This window comes from Viridibacillus sp. FSL R5-0888 (assembly GCF_038009105.1).
Lineage (GTDB): Bacteria > Bacillota > Bacilli > Bacillales_A > Planococcaceae > Viridibacillus > Viridibacillus arenosi.
This window is the reverse complement of the sequence record NZ_JBBPAU010000001.1, coordinates 640,757-658,693: the sequence shown is the minus strand read 5'-3', so window position 1 is coordinate 658,693 and position 17,937 is coordinate 640,757. Positions and strand designations below refer to the sequence as shown.

Annotated in this window: 11 protein-coding genes; 2 read left to right on the top strand and 9 right to left on the bottom strand. The window is 35.8% G+C overall.

Translation table 11 applies throughout. The annotated features are described in order from the left end of the window. Positions 1–28: 28 nt before the first annotated feature. Entirely contained in the window at positions 29–286 is a 258-nt protein-coding gene (locus MKY02_RS03235; protein WP_038189037.1) for a protoglobin domain-containing protein, read from the top strand. A gap of 427 nt (positions 287–713) precedes the next feature. Here the strand turns inward: MKY02_RS03235 and MKY02_RS03230 are convergent, their stop codons facing one another. The 6 genes from MKY02_RS03230 to MKY02_RS03205 form a co-directional block, all read right to left on the bottom strand. After that, complete coding sequence (locus MKY02_RS03230; protein WP_038189039.1) at positions 714–5,258, bottom strand: endonuclease; 4,545 nt, start codon at positions 5,256–5,258, stop codon at positions 714–716. A 102-nt stretch (positions 5,259–5,360) separates the two neighbouring features. Then, complete coding sequence (locus MKY02_RS03225) at positions 5,361–7,175, bottom strand: bifunctional metallophosphatase/5'-nucleotidase (protein ID WP_051448811.1); 1,815 nt, start codon at positions 7,173–7,175, stop codon at positions 5,361–5,363. A gap of 839 nt (positions 7,176–8,014) precedes the next feature. Beyond that, the gene (locus MKY02_RS03220) at positions 8,015–9,127 is read right to left on the bottom strand and encodes a hypothetical protein (protein ID WP_038189040.1); all 1,113 of its coding nucleotides are present in this window, start codon (positions 9,125–9,127) and stop codon (positions 8,015–8,017) included. 539 nt (positions 9,128–9,666) lie between these two features. Continuing rightward, positions 9,667–10,011: a YlbF family regulator gene (locus MKY02_RS03215; RefSeq protein WP_038189041.1), complete on the bottom strand. Its 345-nt coding sequence runs from the start codon at positions 10,009–10,011 to the stop codon at positions 9,667–9,669. A gap of 21 nt (positions 10,012–10,032) precedes the next feature. Continuing rightward, positions 10,033–11,175 (bottom strand): DUF445 domain-containing protein, encoded by a 1,143-nt coding sequence (locus tag MKY02_RS03210; protein WP_038189151.1) that lies wholly within the window; start codon positions 11,173–11,175, stop codon positions 10,033–10,035. Between the two features lie 96 nt (positions 11,176–11,271). After that, positions 11,272–11,661: a ferritin-like domain-containing protein gene (locus MKY02_RS03205; RefSeq protein ID WP_038189042.1), complete on the bottom strand. Its 390-nt coding sequence runs from the start codon at positions 11,659–11,661 to the stop codon at positions 11,272–11,274. Between the two features lie 70 nt (positions 11,662–11,731). On the opposite strand from MKY02_RS03205, the gene MKY02_RS03200 reads away from it, so the two are divergent. Next, positions 11,732–11,935: a YheE family protein gene (locus MKY02_RS03200; RefSeq protein ID WP_038189043.1), complete on the top strand. Its 204-nt coding sequence runs from the start codon at positions 11,732–11,734 to the stop codon at positions 11,933–11,935. A gap of 562 nt (positions 11,936–12,497) precedes the next feature. Here the strand turns inward: MKY02_RS03200 and MKY02_RS03195 are convergent. From MKY02_RS03195 to MKY02_RS03185, 3 genes are all read right to left on the bottom strand, one after another. Then, a complete protein-coding gene (locus MKY02_RS03195) occupies positions 12,498–13,124 on the bottom strand; it encodes a hypothetical protein (protein ID WP_076034451.1) in 627 nt (208 codons plus the stop codon). Between the two features lie 220 nt (positions 13,125–13,344). After that, positions 13,345–14,106 carry a hypothetical protein gene (locus MKY02_RS03190; RefSeq protein ID WP_038189045.1) on the bottom strand — a complete coding sequence of 254 codons (762 nt, stop codon included), beginning with the start codon at positions 14,104–14,106 and terminating at the stop codon, positions 13,345–13,347. Positions 14,107–14,126: 20 nt separating this feature from the next. Further along, positions 14,127–17,936 carry an AAA domain-containing protein gene (locus MKY02_RS03185; RefSeq protein ID WP_038189046.1) on the bottom strand — a complete coding sequence of 1,270 codons (3,810 nt, stop codon included), beginning with the start codon at positions 17,934–17,936 and terminating at the stop codon, positions 14,127–14,129. Position 17,937: the final 1 nt, after the last annotated feature.

The following is a 17,937-nucleotide window of genomic DNA, read 5'->3' as shown; positions in this document are numbered from 1 at the left end:
TTGAAGGGACATATTTCATCAATGTTCAATGGACACATTGATGAAGATTTTTGATAAAACGTTAATAATTGCTTTTGTCCATGCAAAAGTTGGGCTCGAACCTAAGTGGTATAAGAGTGCTTTCCAAGATTTACTCAATGGCTTTTTCTCAATTGTACAACAGACTCATTTTAATCATGAGGAACAACTCAAAATTATTAATGCTATAGGCAAAATTATTAACTTTGAACAACAAATTGTATTAGAAGCCTATGAAAAGCACCATCAAGAAGCACTAAAAAAATGACTTCACAAAAATTACAGCATCTTGTTGATGAATCTTGTACTCAAGTTTTAGCAACAGATTCATCCTTCGAGAAAATTGTTGGACTTATGAATACTATAAAATTTCTGAATAACGAATTATTTATAGGCGTGCGAGATATAAACGGAAACCTAAATTCTATTCAGAAGAATTCTGAACGCATCCATAACGCGACTAAAAATTTAACTGCTATGTAAAATTAAAACCATGTACTGACAATTGTCAGTACATGGTTTTAGTTATATATATTTTCCCCTTTAAGAGATACATCTAAAACTGCAAATCGAAGAAAAATTATTTCTGAATAATGCAGAAATCAACTTCCACAAGATAATTTATGTTTTATTAATATCCATAAAGAAATATACACAAATGTCTATATAACGGTTATTTTACTGACCTGTAGTACTTAAGATGCTAAGTTGACTGTGCTTATTTTGCTGTTGCTTTGTGTTCCCCAAATGAGCTTTACCCATTCAGGATGATCAATGAATGGATTACGGTTGCCTTGCCATTCTTGAATGACATTATTTCGGTTCATTTCAAACTCATCAACTGGATCTTGTAAATGCCATTGTAACAATACAGAAAGCTTGCCATGATATGGGGCAGTTCCATTATTCAATTTTTCATTTAATTCGAGATCTACTTTATCACCTTGTTCATAGCGTGTTGCCATATATAATAGTATTCTGGCAACGTCACCTTTTACTCTATTAGGTGGTTCGAATGAATTAGAAGTCTTAAAACAACCATTACACCCTGCAACTGGACTACCGCCGTTATCAAAATCTAGATTACCTCGGCTACTGTTAACTTTAACGTCAGTTGGACGTAAATGGTGGATATCTGTACCGGGACCTTTAGTTGTACCAAAGTTTCCATGTGATTTTGCCCATGTATGTTCTCGGTTCCAGTCACCAACATTTCCTCCGTTACGGGTTTTAGAGCGTGATTCTCCTGAATAAAACAAAATCACATTATTTGAGTTATTTGGATCTTCATCTGTTTCTCTTAACGCTTCCCATGCTTGGTCGTAAGTCAATTGTTTATGCTCATCTATAATGTCATGTAATGCTGTTTTTAAAGCTTGACCAGTTTTCCCCATTGCGTCTTTATAATAATCGTCAGTTGGAACATCGGCTGCAGTAACTGTTACTGAGAAATTGGTTGTTACTTCTTTTTTACCATCAGTAGCTGTAACACCAATAATATAGCTTCCTTCTTCAAGTGAAAGTGTCAACGTGGCAGTCGCTTGATTGACAGTACCTTTTGTTGCAGTGAATGTTAGTTTGTCACCATCAGGATCAGAGAAGTGGTCTGTAAGTAACACCGACACAATTTCCCCAGTCTTTAACGTTTTGTTTGGAATTTTACTCGTTACAACTGGTGCTTTATTTTCAGAAGGGAAAGAAGGAACCTCAATGGGTTCCCCTTTTGTATTTGTAAATTTAATTTGTTCTGCTTTGGCACCGTTAATAAACTCAATGCTTTGAATATTTTCTGCACCTCTTATTTCGCTAACGTTTTGTCCATCAATAATTATCTCTTTCATTTCTGTACCTTTTAAATCTATTATAGTCCCTTCTTTGTTAGGGGCTATTATGACTTTTGTTGTTTTGAATCCAGCACCATTCAGTTCTGCATAATTACTTTTTAATAAGACACCTTCTGTGATGATAGATGCCCCATCTAAATTTACGGCAACACTTGGTTTCGTAATAGTCAATTTCTTTGTTTTAAAATTAACCAAATCATACGTTTTTTCTGGTTTCACTGGTTCAACTTCTGATTCTTCATCGAAATCTACTTGTACCAAAACAGGGTCATGATCACTTGCCCGACCAGCCATATCTGTAAAATCAGCATTGATATGAAGGATATCAATTGCGGTTTTGCTTGCTAAGTTGTTAGAAACTAGAATATGATCTAACACTTGGGAATTCCCTTGGTAAAGATATGTGTAACGATCGGATTCTTCTACTTTATTAATCATATTGGTCATATTCTTACCTTCATGAATTTTTAGAGATTCAGTAAATTGGTAATCATTGAAATCCCCAAGAGAAATAATATTTTCTTTTGGATTTTTTGCCTTAATATCATTTATAAAATTTGAAACAATTTGTGCAATTTTTTTACGTTGAATTTCACTTTTATAAACAGGTGGTTGAATAGAACCAAATAATGGTGTGTCACCTGATTTAGAATTCCAATGGTTTGCAATGACCACTACATTCTCACCTTGGAAATTAAATTGTGCTGCTAATGGTTTACGACTACTATTAAATGCCTCATTTGTTGGATCAATTCGACCTGGATTCAACGTAAGCTTTCCATTTTCATAACCTACTGCAGTCGCTGCATCCCCTTGTGGATTCCCCTGAGTTAATGTCACACGACTTGGATTATATAAGAATCCGACACGTATATTAGCATTTGGCGCTCCACCATCTTGATTGTTTACTGGGTCAATGTTTACATATTTATATTCCACACCACTTGCAGCTTTTATAGCTGTAATCAATCTTGCATAACTTTGATCTGCCTTGCTATCTCCTGCAGTTTCACCATTATTATCTTGTACTTCAGTCACACCAACGATATCAGGGCTCTGCATATCAATACCAATTGCTCTAGCTAATTTACTAGCTTTGCTATCAGAAGTTGATGTCTTATTATTAGAGAAGTTTTCCAAGTTATAGGAAGCAACCGTTAACTTGTCATCTGCTTTGACAATCGTTGTTTTTTCAGGTGTTGCATTTCCTTTTTTATGTGCTGCTTTCATTTCCTCTAAAGAAGCATAAATTTTAAAGTTTTGATATGAATAACCAACTATACCCGTAATCGGACCATTAAATCGATCTCCTGTCGCTACTTCAAAATCACGTGCAGTTCCATTTGGCTCTAAACGGAATTGGATACGATTTGGATTTTGGTTCTTTTCCTCAAATAAAACTCCGCCGTGAAGTGAATTTGTTTTTGCACTTTCAAGAACCGTCACCAAGTCACCATTATCTTGTGGAGCTACAGCTTTCACGTTTCCGATTTGTACACGCATACCCTCAATACTTTCCCAGAAGTCAATTGCATCTACTGTTGGATTAAAAACGGATAAATTATCACTATCGATTGCTTTTAATGACATCTTATCCTCATCAATAGTGATTGGCGCTGGCAGCTTAATACCGCTTTTAATGACTGTAACCTTTCCACCCTGATCATCACGAACATTTATTTGAGTTGTTTTCAAGTCTGTATCTTGACGATCACTATATCCATCGTATGCATATTCACTTACTTTTCCTGTAACAGATACTAAATCACCCACTTTGATCGGCCAAGCTTTGTTACCGCTATAAAGTAAAATAGCTTCTGATGTATTCGGATTGTTATCCGCCATATCATCTGGCGTTTGGATCGAATAATAATTTGCAGTGCCTAGCTTAAATGAATAAGTTACAACACCTTCAATACCCTCCACAATTTGATTATTAAATGGAGTAACATGTTTATCTCCTTGAATATCATGAATTTCAAACCGATCTGCGATTGTATAATTGAAAGTCGACACTTCACTTAATTTACCATCTTGATCTTTCACAATGGCTTTAAGTGTTGTAGTTTTAGTAATTTGGATTGGCTTTTCATATTTGGTACTAGTAATAGTTGGATCAGTACCATCTAGCGTGTAATACATCTCTGCATTTGCACTAGTTGTAGATAAAGTGACAGCTGTATCTTTAACATATGTCCCACTTCCTGGAGTAGCGACAGCAGGCGCTAATGTTGTACTATCAACAACGATATCTGTTGTAGAACGCGGGATAATTTGGTAGTCATTATCGAATTGTTGAACAATCCCTGTAATAGACTCATATTTCGTATTGGCTGTTAAACCTAGAGCATTCGTTTCGTCCCGTACGATGAATTCTGTTCCATCATTCCCAGTAAAGTTTGCCCAACTACCTCCATCTTGTACTGTGGTAAGTGAAACGTTCTTCACTGTCACAAGTTGTGATTCGTTTTCTTCCTTAACATCTGCACCTGTAATTACTTTTGGTTGAGGTTCTCCTACATTTTCCTTATTTTCTACAATGGTTGCTCCATCTAATTGAAGCAATCCACGATAATCTGCTAATTTACCTGTTAATGTAACTTCATCTCCAACCACTGCATTTAAACTTACCGGACGAACTGCAATACCACCAGTCGCATCTTGAACTGAAATAGTATTCTTTAACTTTGCAGCGACGATACCTTTAATCATTACAGTTTCTCCCATTGCTTTAGCATGTGCATCAGCAATTGAAATGACTGTATTTTCCCCTGGATTTCCTGGTTCTCCAGGCTCTACTGGAGTATCCCCCATTGTATGAGAGCCTAAATACTCAGTTGTATCAATTGGATAAGTTGACCACTCTGCATCTCTATTAAAGGTATCATTGATAATCTTGTCCCCAGTCGTTACGGAGCTCTTCCGTACAAGTGTCATGTTCTCTCCAAATTTAATTTGTGAACCAACTTGTCCGATCGAATCAACGATTTCACTAGATTTTTTTAAAACAATTGGATCATCACCATTAAAATTAACAACAGAAGAGTTTTCAAGATCCCCATTACTCTTTATAGCCGTATTTGCATCTTTATGATATACAACATACGTATCGTTATTTTCCAAAGTTCCTACCAATTCCACTTTTTGAGCTGCCGCCGCAGCTCCATTAATATGAAGCTCTAACGTATAGTCATTTAAATTAACTGTAGCACCGGTACCATTGTAAATTTCAACTGCTTTGTTAAAACCACTTCCTTCAATATACTCAGAAATAATTAAATCCGTCGAAGTAGTTGCAGCTTTTACAGGTGTTGACAGTGAAGGCAATATGAAACTTGTCACTAAACTTACCGACAACAAAGCATTAAATGTCTTTTTCCAGTTCCCTTTACTCATAGAGTCAGTCTCCTTCTACACTTATAGAGTTTATTTGTAGCGCTAACATGTATTAAATGGGGGAAGCCAAATCGTTCACTTACTGACGATTTCGTTAAAAAATCATATGTTTGTTTCACCAGTTACTTCGATATTTTCAAAACTATTATCACTATCCCCTTTAACAGCGGATAAATCTAAGTTACCTTCCACTTTAATATTAGAAATGATAATATCTTCAGATACTGTGCCAGTGATGATTAAGTTTCCTTTAATTATCGCATTGGATATAGAAGCAACATCTGTAATATCAACGATCACATTCCCATTGTAAACTTTTGGAGATTCAGTAGTACCAGAGAATTCCGCACCTGGTATTCTAATATCTGGATCTTCACCCTTTTTCACGTCTACAATACGTCCTTCTAGTGTAGGTTTGATTTTTTTAAGAGACGCTAAATGTTCCGCTAAATTTTCCCAATCCGAAAGTCCCAAGTCTGTTACACGACCTTCTTCATAGGCTTTTTTAAAGACATCATACTTATCTCCACCCTTTGCAGTGAAGGCATTTGTTGCTACTGTATAACTCTCTTGGTCTTTTATATCCACGTAAGTTTCATTTGTATCTTTGTACTTGATCGATACAACTCGTTCGCCCACTGGTTTTAATGAATCAAATTCAACTTTTGCACCAGATACGTGAAGGAAGCCTCCACTTTCTTTTGGAGATTCCTTAAAGCTTATTTCAAATGCTTGCTTTAATTCAGCTCCTGTAAGCTTCATTGTTGCTAATGTGTTTCCAAATGGTAGTACTGTTATAACTTCTCCAACAGTGATCTCACCTGCATTAATGCCTGATCGAATACCTCCACCATTTTGTAGTGCCATAATGATATTATTATTTTTGGTTTGTGCTCTTGCCTTTGCTAACATACCATCTGTAATGATATTTCCAAGTGCTGTTTCACTATTACGGACACTTGGACCCGTGTCTGATGTTCTTGGGTTACTCAGTTCACTTAACGCTTCTGCTCCGATTGGTTTATTAGATACTTCTTTAATCTGATCAGAATATTTCTTAAGTATGTTAGCCGCTTCTACGTCGTCTGCAAGGCTGCTAAGTTTAATCAATTCTCCATTTGTTGTAATAACTTTACCTTTACTATCAAACTCAACATCAACATTGCCTAAATAATCACTATATTGATACGCCTGAACAATAACAGTTGGATCTTTTGTTTTATTGTTATTATCTTGATCTATAACGACTGGCTCATCTAACTGTGTATGACTATGCCCACCAACAATCACGTCAATGCCCTTAACTGTTGAAGCTAATGTTAAATCATTATCGATTTTCGCATTGTCATCATAACCGATATGTGTCAAAGCAATAATTTTATCGACGCCTTGCCCTTCAAACGCTTTAACTGCTTTTTCAGCCTCTTTAATATAATTTTCAAATACTATACTGCCAGGGCTTGAAATATCCTTAGTTTCTTCCGTTGTTAAACCAAAAATCCCTACTTTTTCGCCATTGATTTCTTTAATAATTCCATTATAAATTTTACCTTTTTCAGGCTTACTCGAGATTAGATCTGTAAACAGACCTTTAAAGCGATCATCTGCAGAAAAGTCTACATTGGCACTAATGAATGGGAAATTTGCACCTTTGATGAAATCAGCTAAAGCCTGATGCCCTTCTTTACTTGAGCCTAAGTCGAATTCATGATTACCAAAGGTCATTGCATCATAACGTAATAAATTCATGAATTCCAAATCTGCTTTTCCTTGGAATTCATTGAAATATAGCGTGCCACTAAAAACATCACCTGCATCTAGTAATAATGAATTTGGCTTTTTAGCTCTAACATTTTTGATGGCAGTTGTTCTTTTCGCTATATTATCTAAATGTGCATGTGTGTCGTTGGTATGCATTAATGATAAAGTAAAGTTTTCTTCGCTATTCCCGTCTTATACCACATCTTGTGGATTTCGTTTCGGGCCTACACCGTACAGGCGACTTTCATCGCATACGGCGTGCTATCAGTAGAATGATTGTCTTTTCACTTTTTTTCTACCTCATTAAATACTCATGAAAACTGAACATTCTGAATTATTTATTGAGGAGATTAGCAATTTAGAGAATACTCTGCTGACTGGGTTCCTTCGCTCCAGCTGGTTTTATCCTTTTCGTATGTTACCATACAAATCCAAACGGCCAGCAATCATCACTACTACGAACCCGCTGCCGTTCTTCTTGCTTCTTCAGTGCTGATTCACCTCGTCAAGAAGAACTTCAAACGTTCCGTTATATCCATCCCTTATTTTGACAGCCTTAGGTCTCCACTATTCAGTTGTGAGAATGGTTAGTTTAACAGTCAATTTTACTAACCCCCATTACATCATTTCATCTATAAGGATGAATGTTGAACTCCTAGCGTTTCGCAACATTCACTACCTCACACTGCCTACATGGATTCGTCTGCCTAACCATAGCTGTCTTTTAAAGAGCCCCGCCTCGTTTTTTTCGAGTACGACTTCACCTGACTTAACCCCTTCTGCTGATCAGCGCATCACTGGGTCCAGGAGGATTAGGCACTTGCTTCAAAAGACTGTTGTGCAAGAGTAGGAATTACACCTACCAATTGGAAAATAACAGTTAGAAACATTCATTATGAAGGTTTTTTCTTATTAAATATTCTATTCATGAATGATTATTTCTACTTATTTCACTAGATATTTCTCTAGCTTATAAAGTAACGTTTCGTTTAATTTTATTGAGGAGTTACTACTACATTTGGTAAAGTTGCTGTTACGGCATTTCCTATCGCTTTATCATTTTTGGGTGTCACTTGTACAGAGATTACTTTACCTACTTGATCTGTTGTCAGTTTAAATGTCGAAGTTGTTGCGCCAGTAATTGCTTTTCCATCTGCATACCACTGGAATGTTGTACCCTTTTCTACATCTTTATCTATATCTGTATAAGTATAAGTAACTTCTAATGTTACACCTACTTTTGCAGCTCCAACAATCTTGACACTTGATGCAGTTGGGGCATGATCACTTGTTCCGCCATTATTCCCTGATGACGATCCGTTACCTGGTGAACTTTCAACACCATTCTCAACCTGTATTGTTTTTCCGTCTGGGGTTGTAATAGTTCCAGACGCTAAGCCAGAGCCGTTGTACCATTTACCTCCATACTGTACGATGCCTACATTTAACGCTGCACTGTTATATAGTTTACTTTCAAATAGTGCTAAACCTTGATTTAATGCCGTGCCATTGTATAGTTTACCTTCAAAAAATATTAGACCTTGATTTAAGGCTGCACCACTATATAGTTTGTCTCCATATAGCTTTAGACCTTTGTTTAAAACTGCACCATCGTATAATTTATTTTTGTATAAATACTTTCCAGTGTTTATAACACCATTAACGTATAAATTTCCTGTATTTTTCCCTAGTCCAGTTAAAGCTTTTCCGTTCTCATACCATTTACCTTTATACCAATTACCCATTGCGAGCTTTCCATTAATATATAATTTACTAGTGTTTTTACCAAACCCCGTTAATGCTTTACCTTTTTCGTACCATTTGCCTTTATACCAACCAGTCCATTTAACACCTTTTTTGTAATAAACCCCTGATTTTAAACCTGTTAGTAACTTGCCATCTTTGTAAACTTTACCTTTGTAAGTCTTAATCCCTTTTACTATTTTGCTAGTTGATTTTGAAACTAGCTTCCCTTTGATAATTTTGTAGCTAGAAGACACTGCTGCCTCCGCACTGGTTATCGGAGCAATGACGGCGCTTGTTAATAAAGTTGCTCCTAACACTAATGATGTTAAAGGTTTTACAAATTTATAACTGTAATTCCTCACTATCCCACACCTCTCTATTTTTAGGGTTGTATTTGCCTAATAGAAAATCTATTAAGTTCAACCACTTCGATTATATGGTATGCCTCTCATAGATTCTATATTACCTCGGCAACATTTACATATTTTACAAAACCCATCCAACACGGCTATTTATTTTACAAATAATACATAATATAATACATTTGAATACTCTCACTATATTAATTGATTAAAAAATCATGCTAATTATAATCATTGCACCTAATAACTAAGTCTTTTTAAAATTGCAATTATATATTTTTTGGACACTATACATATGTAATTCCTTCAGCCTGAAACTAAATATTTAAGTACATTCATTGTCACATCTAAAAAGAGAAACCTATTAATATCTTGTTGTTTGTAGCTTTCTTAATAAATTGAAATTACTAAGTCAATTAAATTTACTTAAAAATAAAAAAAGGAGATACTACAATTCTTGTAGTATCTCCTTCTCAATTTTCTTTATTATTTTGCATGATCTAATGTATTGATGTATTCTTCACAAATTATATTTGTGATTAGATTTCAGCGTATAGTTCTTGAACTGGTTTAATTAGAATACGATTTACTTCTTCAATTAAACCACTTAGAGCCATTTCGGCTTGAAGCATTTTTTCTATCTTACTATTTTGTTGAGCAAGTTGAGCAGTTTTTCCAGCATAAGTTAATTCATCTTCTTGGATTTGTTCACCTTTTGCTTGTTTTTCTTGTAAATTCAATTGGACTTTACGGAAGTTTTGAAACAACGTCAGTGCCTCTGAATCGTTTTTCACTTCTTCAACAGCAGCTTTTAATGTGTCAAATTCTGCCGTTTGGCGGAATGTTGCTTCTAATTTGTTAATGTCATTATAAATATTAATCATTTTGATACCCTACTTTCAATTTTAATTAATCAGCGTCATAATAATCCCTTGAATAACACCAATAATACCACCAAGAACGAAACCTAATACTGTAATCATTTTAAATTCTTTTTTTGAAATGCCCAGTACTAAATCTTCAAGTACTTCAACAGGGAATGTATCTACTTGTTCACGTACTACTTCTTCTAAATTTAATCGTTTTAAGACATCTTCCAGTTTCGCTTCTGCTTGTACAAAAGCATTGTCAACTACCTGTGGTACAACATTTTGTTGCATCCACTCAGCACCATGTGCCCAATAATGTACAATTGGCTGGTCTAAACGATTTTCAATTCTCAATTCATTCTTCACATAGTTTTGAACCGCTTTTGTTGTCGAATTAAAATCTAAATCGCCAACTAGTTGAGTAACCGTTTGATCTTGTAATTTAACCCATTCATTCGTTAACATATTCGAAACGAGCACAAATGTGCCATCTGCATTAAGAAATTTTTTAATTTCTTTTTGAGCTTTGTTAACTATTGATGAAGAATCGCCTAAGAACATTTGAATCATACCACCAAGCGTTCCTTTTGTATCAAGGAAATCATCAATTAATCGTTTAATCGTTTGATTGCCTTCTTCTGATTCAAAATAAACATCGCCTTTATTTAAAATATAGCGAGCGATATCTGGAATTTTCGTATTCGCCTTATCTTGCCATCTTTCAGGTAAAAGCTCGCGAACCGTTTTTGTAGATAGGACATTTTGTACTTTATCTACTTGATCAATGATTAAAGCATCAACTTTTTCTTCAATCGCTAAGTGGATGTTTTCAACACCCGCTTGCTTCAGCCAGTCATTGATTGTTTTATCGTCTGTAAACAAAGTTGTTTCTATTTTTTCATTTAACCATTGTTCAATTTTCAATCGAATATCATTTGAAAAGAACTTTTTACGGAATGTCTCAGGTGTGAGTAAATAATTCACTACTGTTTTTCCTAGTTGTTTTGCTAAATCATCTCGGCGTTTTGGAATTAAACCTGGTGTAAATGGTACACGCCAAGAACCAATATAAATTGCTTTATAAGGTCTAAAGAGCATTTTAATCGCTAAATGATTCGTAAATCCACCAATAACTGCTCCAATGACAGCCATGAATAGTATTGTTACGAACACACCCATATTCTTCACCCATTTCTTCAAAAACTCTCCTACATTATAACAGACAGTCAAGTAGGTGAGAATTAATAGCTATTGAAGTTAGGGATTTCATTCAATTTATAGGGAATTGTAAATTGTTGAAAAGCGTATTGCATGTTCCATATCATCTTGCATAGCAATAAAGAATGGGTATTGCCCTTGTTGAAGTGGAGTATTTAAGAACATTTCTTTATATAAATCCGTCGCCTCAAGTTCTTCACCGATAGCCTCTTTCGCACAAGCCTTAAGATTTTTGCATGGTGGTCTTTTCGTTAAATTTTGTACATATTCTCCAGTCATCATATAATAAAGTTGTTGGAACATCTCATAATGACATTTCTCGTCTGTTATTGCATGCTCGATATAAGATTTCCATGTAGGATCCTTCGTCAGCCCAAGCATCGATTTGTACCAAAAATACATCTGATATTTATCTTGAATCGCTTTCTTTAGCTGTTCTTCAAACATACCGCCATCTCCTATACGCTTTTTCACACTATATGCGAACGGGACCGGCACTATGAAAAGGGGTATACATATGATTCAACATTTCAGTTTCAAACCTTTGTTCGAAAATACAAAATTACCAGGCTGGCAAATCGCCTTCTTCTACAAGCATCAACGATACGAAGGCGAATATAAAAAAGACGGCTCCATCATCTGGTCCGGGTCAATACCACCAAATGAAGAAACCGTAAAAAAAATGATCCATGAACTAATGCTTTATCATGTATATGACTAATTAAATGCTGAAGCGGCCCGTTTAATGGAAGATAGCCTAAGTTCGCCACGTCCTGTGGCAACGGCTACATAACCAACTTCCTGTTGGCCCCTGACAAGCACTGGAAGGCTCGAATCAAAAGCATCACTTTAACTTTTGACCGAGAGACTGAAGTGACCTCGAAGGGCTGGCCGCTGAAGCTGGATATCTAACTAAATGCTTCAGGCGCTCGTTCAGCTGCGAGGTCGTTGGAAGGCGGAAGCCAAAGTCGCTCTTTGACTTTGATCGCCCGACTGAAACGACCCGAGCCGCTAGCGCCTGAAGCTGGATATCTAACTAAATGCTTCAGGCGCTCGTTCAGCTGCGAGGTCGTTGGAAGGCGGAAGCCAAAGTCGCTCTTTGACTTTGATCGCCCGACTGAAACGACCCGAGCCGCTAGCGCCTGAAGCTGGATATCTAACTAAATGCTTCAGGCGCTCGTTCAGCTGCGAGGTCGTTACTTCTCATATCTATTTAAATAAGAAAAATCGATACTACGCAGAGCAAAATGACAAAATCCAAACTGACCTCAGACTAATTTCTCCTACATATTTTTTTCAGAAAATGAGCAGAGTACAAAATAGACAGCAGGATACTTTGACGTTTTTTCTGCTAATTCATTAGGATTATTATATAAATTCCAATCACCAATAGAAATATTTTGATCTTGCTTAGAATAAATCACTTGTGCTAACACCATATCTTGCCCTACCTTTACTTTTTCTGAAACAATATTTGCTGAACCAGAAGAGCCTGTTTTTGGCAGTTTGATATTACCTTCACTAGAATAAATCGCTTTATCATCTATTAAAGCGACTCTAACAATGGCGTTAGGTTTTCCATTTGGAAGTCTCCTGAAACTTACGACAAACTTCCCTTTTTCTTCAATTCCCACGCTAATAGCTACTGCATCCTTTTCTTTTAGTTGACCATATTCATATTTCTCTACCCATAATTTTACTGACTTCCACTTCTCATCAACTTTAAATTCATGTATAAATGTTGGATTATCACCATCACCAGTGACGGCTTGAATTAAACTTTTTTCACGTTTTGAGAGCTCTAAATGTTGAATATAGTTCTCGCTTAATTCTTTATCTACTTTCTCACTACACCCCGTTAATACAAAAACAGACAAACAAGCAGCTAATACTAATAGTATCTGTTTCATAAATATAACCCCCAGTTCATTGAATAGCCTTCCTTAATTCTCCACCAAAGTACATAAAAGGTAAATATTTCATTTAATTTATTGATATTTAAATAGGCTAATAAAATCATCGATTACTTAACTACAATTAAATATTTATGCCACAAAAAAAAGCATTATTAATAGAGAACTCCTCCAAGGAGCCCCAAATAATAATACCTTTAATAAGGCTAACTTGTAACTAAACTTTCAAATACTCTTCTCGCCACATAACAACTTCTTTTTCAACTAGTAGCTTCTCCAACTTATCATCCCATTGAGATAATAATGTATTCCATACTCGAACAAAAAGAAGGTCCTGTTCACGGTTGTATAAGATATATTCAAGACAAGGCACATCATTAATCTGGCGTGCTTCTTTTGATAAGATATCAGTAATGACTGTTTGTTCTTCACCTTCGTCTTCAGATGTACGGCTATTTTGCAGAACTTCTATTAACTCTTCCTCTACAAACTTTAATGTCTCCTCTGGTTCCTCTAAAGCATAACGAAACAGATCTGGTAACTCGTCATACTCATCCATCTGATCAATTTCCGCAGGCAAGAATGCTTCGTGGCAAGCACTGTAAAGCAACTGCTGTGTTTCTATTTCTTGCTCTTCTTCAAACACGCCATTTTCAAGTTGGATTTTACCTTTAGATGTTAAATGATAGTATTTCTCTCCTCTTTCAATTAGCCCTGTTTTCGTTAAATTTATGAGAAGGTCTTGAATGAAGAGATCCTCTACTAATAGTAATTCACCCAATTCGCTAGCATTTGAAATTTCAGCTTGTTGGAAAGTGAGTAGCATCATTTTCATCAATATATCCATCTTCAATCGCTTTACTGGTTGATAAGTGACATCAATTGATTGCACTGGCACGCACCAGATTGAGGTTTTTAAAATCTCTACTTTGCCATTTTGTAAAACTTCTCTTTTCAATCGTTTTTCTAACGCTTTCATACTTGGCTCTCCTTTCCACTTTACTGTTTTACATTGCCGTCTTGGTCACGGAGGCCATTTTGTTCTCTCACTGTTATTAATAATTGACTATACATTTCTCGCGCATTTTTCTGCTTCGCTCTTTGTGTAAACATTTCTGTACTACCTACAAGAATAAGTAGCTCCCTCGCACGCGATAGCGCTACATTTAATCGACGATAATCATTGGCGAAACCGATATCTCCACCTTTATGTTGCGTATTACGAACCATACTTACGATAATAACGTCCATTTCCATCCCTTGGAACTTATCAACAGTACCGGTGCGTAGATGTAAATGTTGTAGATTTAGCTCTTGCTGAATAAGGCGGTCAATTTTCTTAACTTGCTCCCCGTAAAAACTTATAACACCTATGCTTTTGCGTTCATCTTGTTTTATTTTCCCTGCCGCTTTAGCCATTTCAGTTGCATGGTCTAAATCTAATAGCATATGGCGAATTGTATCTAATTCACCTTGATTGAAACGACTTTTACCATTTTTCATTTGTTCTTCAAAATAAGGCTTTTCATTTGGCATATCTAGCCATAATAAGTGATCAGACCGTTTTACATAATGCCCCTCTAGGAAATGATCTCGAACGGTATCTGAATTGATTAGACCACATTGCAGTTGGTCATCTTCATTTTCATAAAAAGGGGTGATTGTCTTCATTATATCCTCGTGCATACGATATTGTATCGCTAGCATTTGTTTATTATCTCTAGGGAGGTTTTTGAAAAGGCGTTCGAATAAAGACTCTTTTAATAATTTTTTTAGTTCAGCACTTTCTTCTAGTGCGTCACTTTCTTCGATAATCGCTTTTAACGTTTCCTCTAATGTATCGTCTCCAACTAATGGCGGTAGCTGATGATGATCTCCTACGAGAATAATTTTTTTCCCTTTTAACATTGGCAGCAACAATTCTGGTGGTGTTGCTTTAGACACCTCATCGATAATAACGACATCAAATGTTGGATAATTATCCATGAATTCTTTTCGAGCTGAAGCTACACATGTTGTCCCAATAACATTGGCATGTCGTACATACATTTTTCGAATTTCATCTAAATCATGTTCATTGGCTTCTTGTAGTAATGTATACCATTGTTTTTGTAGCGCTTGTTTAATAGGTAGCTGTGCTTTGTTATGCTGGAGTTTTGTTTTTTTCTCTGTAAGCTTTTTAATAGCATAGTCTGCTTGTAATTGTTGGTCTTCATAATCTTGATCCAGGATTTCTTCCAAAGCTTTTAAATCCTTTTCCTGCTGTAAGCCTTGTGAATTAATCTCTTGAATTGCTAGTTTCTTTTCTTCAATGTCACTAGCTAAAGAAGTTCTTTCTTCCATTAACTTTTGGTGCTGTTGCTGCATTTGCTCTAATTGAGGGATGGTTTGTAAAACTGCTTGGTAGGTTGATTTAACATGCTGCTCCTCTATTTCTAACTTGTGTAATATTGCTGTTAGTTGCTCTGAATGGCTAGAGATAGGTACATCAGACAAACTTAACTTTAATTGTTCATATCTTTTTTGGAGCTGAGTTTGCTTATCTTTTAGTAGCATCCCTTTATTCGTTAAAGTACTTTTCTTTTGCTGTGCGTTAGCTAATACTTCAGTTGTTTGTTTAATCACTTCTCGCTTGATCATCTCAAATAATCTGACTGCTTCTTGTTTTAGTTGTTGTAGAATTGTACCTTGTTCCCATACAAACTTTCTTCTTAAATAAAGTCTTTCTAAATGCGGTTTTAACTGTACAGGGTTAACAACTTTTTGTGTTATTAAAAATTGCTTCATATAATCTATCGCTTCATGCACTTCTCGAATCGAATAGGATGAATAGCTATCTTCTGGACGTGCGTTAACTTGTTGCAAAATAATTTGAGAAGCTTGCCCCATTTGCTTCTCTACATAGTCAATCGCTGCTTTCAACTTATTATTTACAGCCATCCAATCATGATAACTTACCATTTGATTTTTAATTTTCTCTAATGCATTAATCTGGCGTTCAATGATAAAACCCATTGGAATGTCGTACTGTTGCATAAAATCAGTGAGTTCATCAACTTTAGTAAAGTCTTTCAACTCATGTTGCAATTGATGTAGTTCTAAAATGTTTTTTTGCCAAGTCATGTATTCTTTACGAGAATTGTTTAACTCTTCGTTAACTGCATTCAATTCTTCTTCAGCTTGACGATAAAGCAATTGATTTCTAGTAAGCCCTATTTCATCCGCTAATCGATTAGTTCGCTCAAGTAATTTTTCACTGGATTCATTTGCTTCAATGAAACGCTCTAACTCCTCTACCTTCAATAAAACATGCTCATATTTATTTGCTACTTCTCCAAAATGTTCTTCAAGGTCCCGAAGTTCTCTTCTATAAATACCCAACATTTTTTTTAGTTTTTGAATTTCGTTAGTTATTACTTCATAATCGAGTTTTGCCTGTTGTTGTTCTACTATTTTTTCCTTTATAAATATTAGCTGGGCTTTGAATTTTTGAAGTTCTTCCTCACATTTCTCTAATGTTGCAGTAAGCTCCGATTCTTGACTAGCATGCAACGTTAGCTCCTGCTCGATATCTTGTAACGTTTGCTCTCTCCAATACTCAGCCACATTTTCTTCAATAAATTTTTTGCCTTCTTCTTCAATACTTTCTGTTCGACCAAAGCGTAAAATGCGAATGTCTTTATTTGAAAGCAGTCGACTTAATGCATTATCAACAGCTAAGTTAGACTGAGAAGCTACTAATGTACGCAAACCTGCCTTCGCATTTTGCTGGCATATTTCTGAGATAACCGTTGTTTTACCAGTTCCTGGTGGACCTTGAATAACAAATAAATCTTCAGCTGACATTGCTCCAATCACAGCTTCTTGTTGAAATTCATTTAACCGGTTATGAAACTCTAGTTTAGCTCGCTTCTTCGGTGCTTGAATACGAGGTCGATCTTCAAATAAAATCTTTTCTAGATTGGCATTTGCAGCTAATCCTTTTTCTAAATCTGCAAACCCTCTACGTAGTCTACGAATCTGACTTAAAGTAGCAAAATTACTAAAGATGACTTCCTTTGTTTTTGGTTTTAGCTGATTTTTGCGCAGTTGCTCCCTTATATATGGACGTAGCTCAATTTCTACTGTTCTATTCGCGCGATTCACTTTCAATACTTCACCAAGTTCATCTCGAGAGCCTTTAAATTTCGCACTTAATCCTTTAGCTTTATTCCATTCATTATCCTTTAAACCACTACAATTTAATGTCATTCGACTGAAGTCTTCATTGACCGAAAGCTTTGAGAATGATGCTGTCATATCCTCAATCGTGGCATCACGCTCTTGTATTTTCAAATAACCTTCCCAGCTAGAAATACGTTTTCTAACATATTCTGAACGTTCTTCTGCTATTGGCAACTGGCGAATTTTAGAATGGAGTTCAATTGGTAATCCTACGGTATTCTTAGGGGCTGTCACGAACTCTAACTGTGTTGCAAATCTTCTATTTGTACGAACAGGGACTCTTGAACTGATAACACGGAAATTAGTTGCCAGTAGTCCTTCATATTTCACAATACAATTCATCACTACAACTTGACTATCTAGCTTTTCGGCAAGGTTCGTGTTGGCTACATTGTCAAAATAGATTGTAATCGCTGTCTCTCCTTGTGCAGAATTACTCATTCTTTCAATATGTACTAAAAACGATTTTTGAATATGAAAAAAAGCATGCTCATCTTTTGACCATGCTAAAATTCCTTCACGTGCTTTGTTTGTCATGATTAGGTTTGTGCGCACCGTTTCAATTTTAGCTACTACTTGTCCCATG

Excerpts from the sequence above, each read along its gene's own strand:
- MKY02_RS03215 (WP_038189041.1), bottom strand. The coding sequence starts at position 10,011 with ATGATTAATATTTATAATGACATTAACAAATTAGAAGCAACATTCCGC.
- MKY02_RS03235 (WP_038189037.1), top strand. The coding sequence starts at position 29 with ATGGACACATTGATGAAGATTTTTGATAAAACGTTAATAATTGCTTTT.
- MKY02_RS03225 (WP_051448811.1), bottom strand. The coding sequence starts at position 7,175 with ATGCATACCAACGACACACATGCACATTTAGATAATATAGCGAAAAGA.
- MKY02_RS03205 (WP_038189042.1), bottom strand. The coding sequence starts at position 11,661 with ATGTTTGAAGAACAGCTAAAGAAAGCGATTCAAGATAAATATCAGATG.
- MKY02_RS03200 (WP_038189043.1), top strand. The coding sequence starts at position 11,732 with ATGATTCAACATTTCAGTTTCAAACCTTTGTTCGAAAATACAAAATTA.
- MKY02_RS03185 (WP_038189046.1), bottom strand. The coding sequence starts at position 17,936 with ATGGGACAAGTAGTAGCTAAAATTGAAACGGTGCGCACAAACCTAATC.
- MKY02_RS03195 (WP_076034451.1), bottom strand. The coding sequence starts at position 13,124 with ATGAAACAGATACTATTAGTATTAGCTGCTTGTTTGTCTGTTTTTGTA.
- MKY02_RS03190 (WP_038189045.1), bottom strand. The coding sequence starts at position 14,106 with ATGAAAGCGTTAGAAAAACGATTGAAAAGAGAAGTTTTACAAAATGGC.
- MKY02_RS03230 (WP_038189039.1), bottom strand. The coding sequence starts at position 5,258 with ATGAGTAAAGGGAACTGGAAAAAGACATTTAATGCTTTGTTGTCGGTA.
- MKY02_RS03210 (WP_038189151.1), bottom strand. The coding sequence starts at position 11,175 with ATGGGTGTGTTCGTAACAATACTATTCATGGCTGTCATTGGAGCAGTT.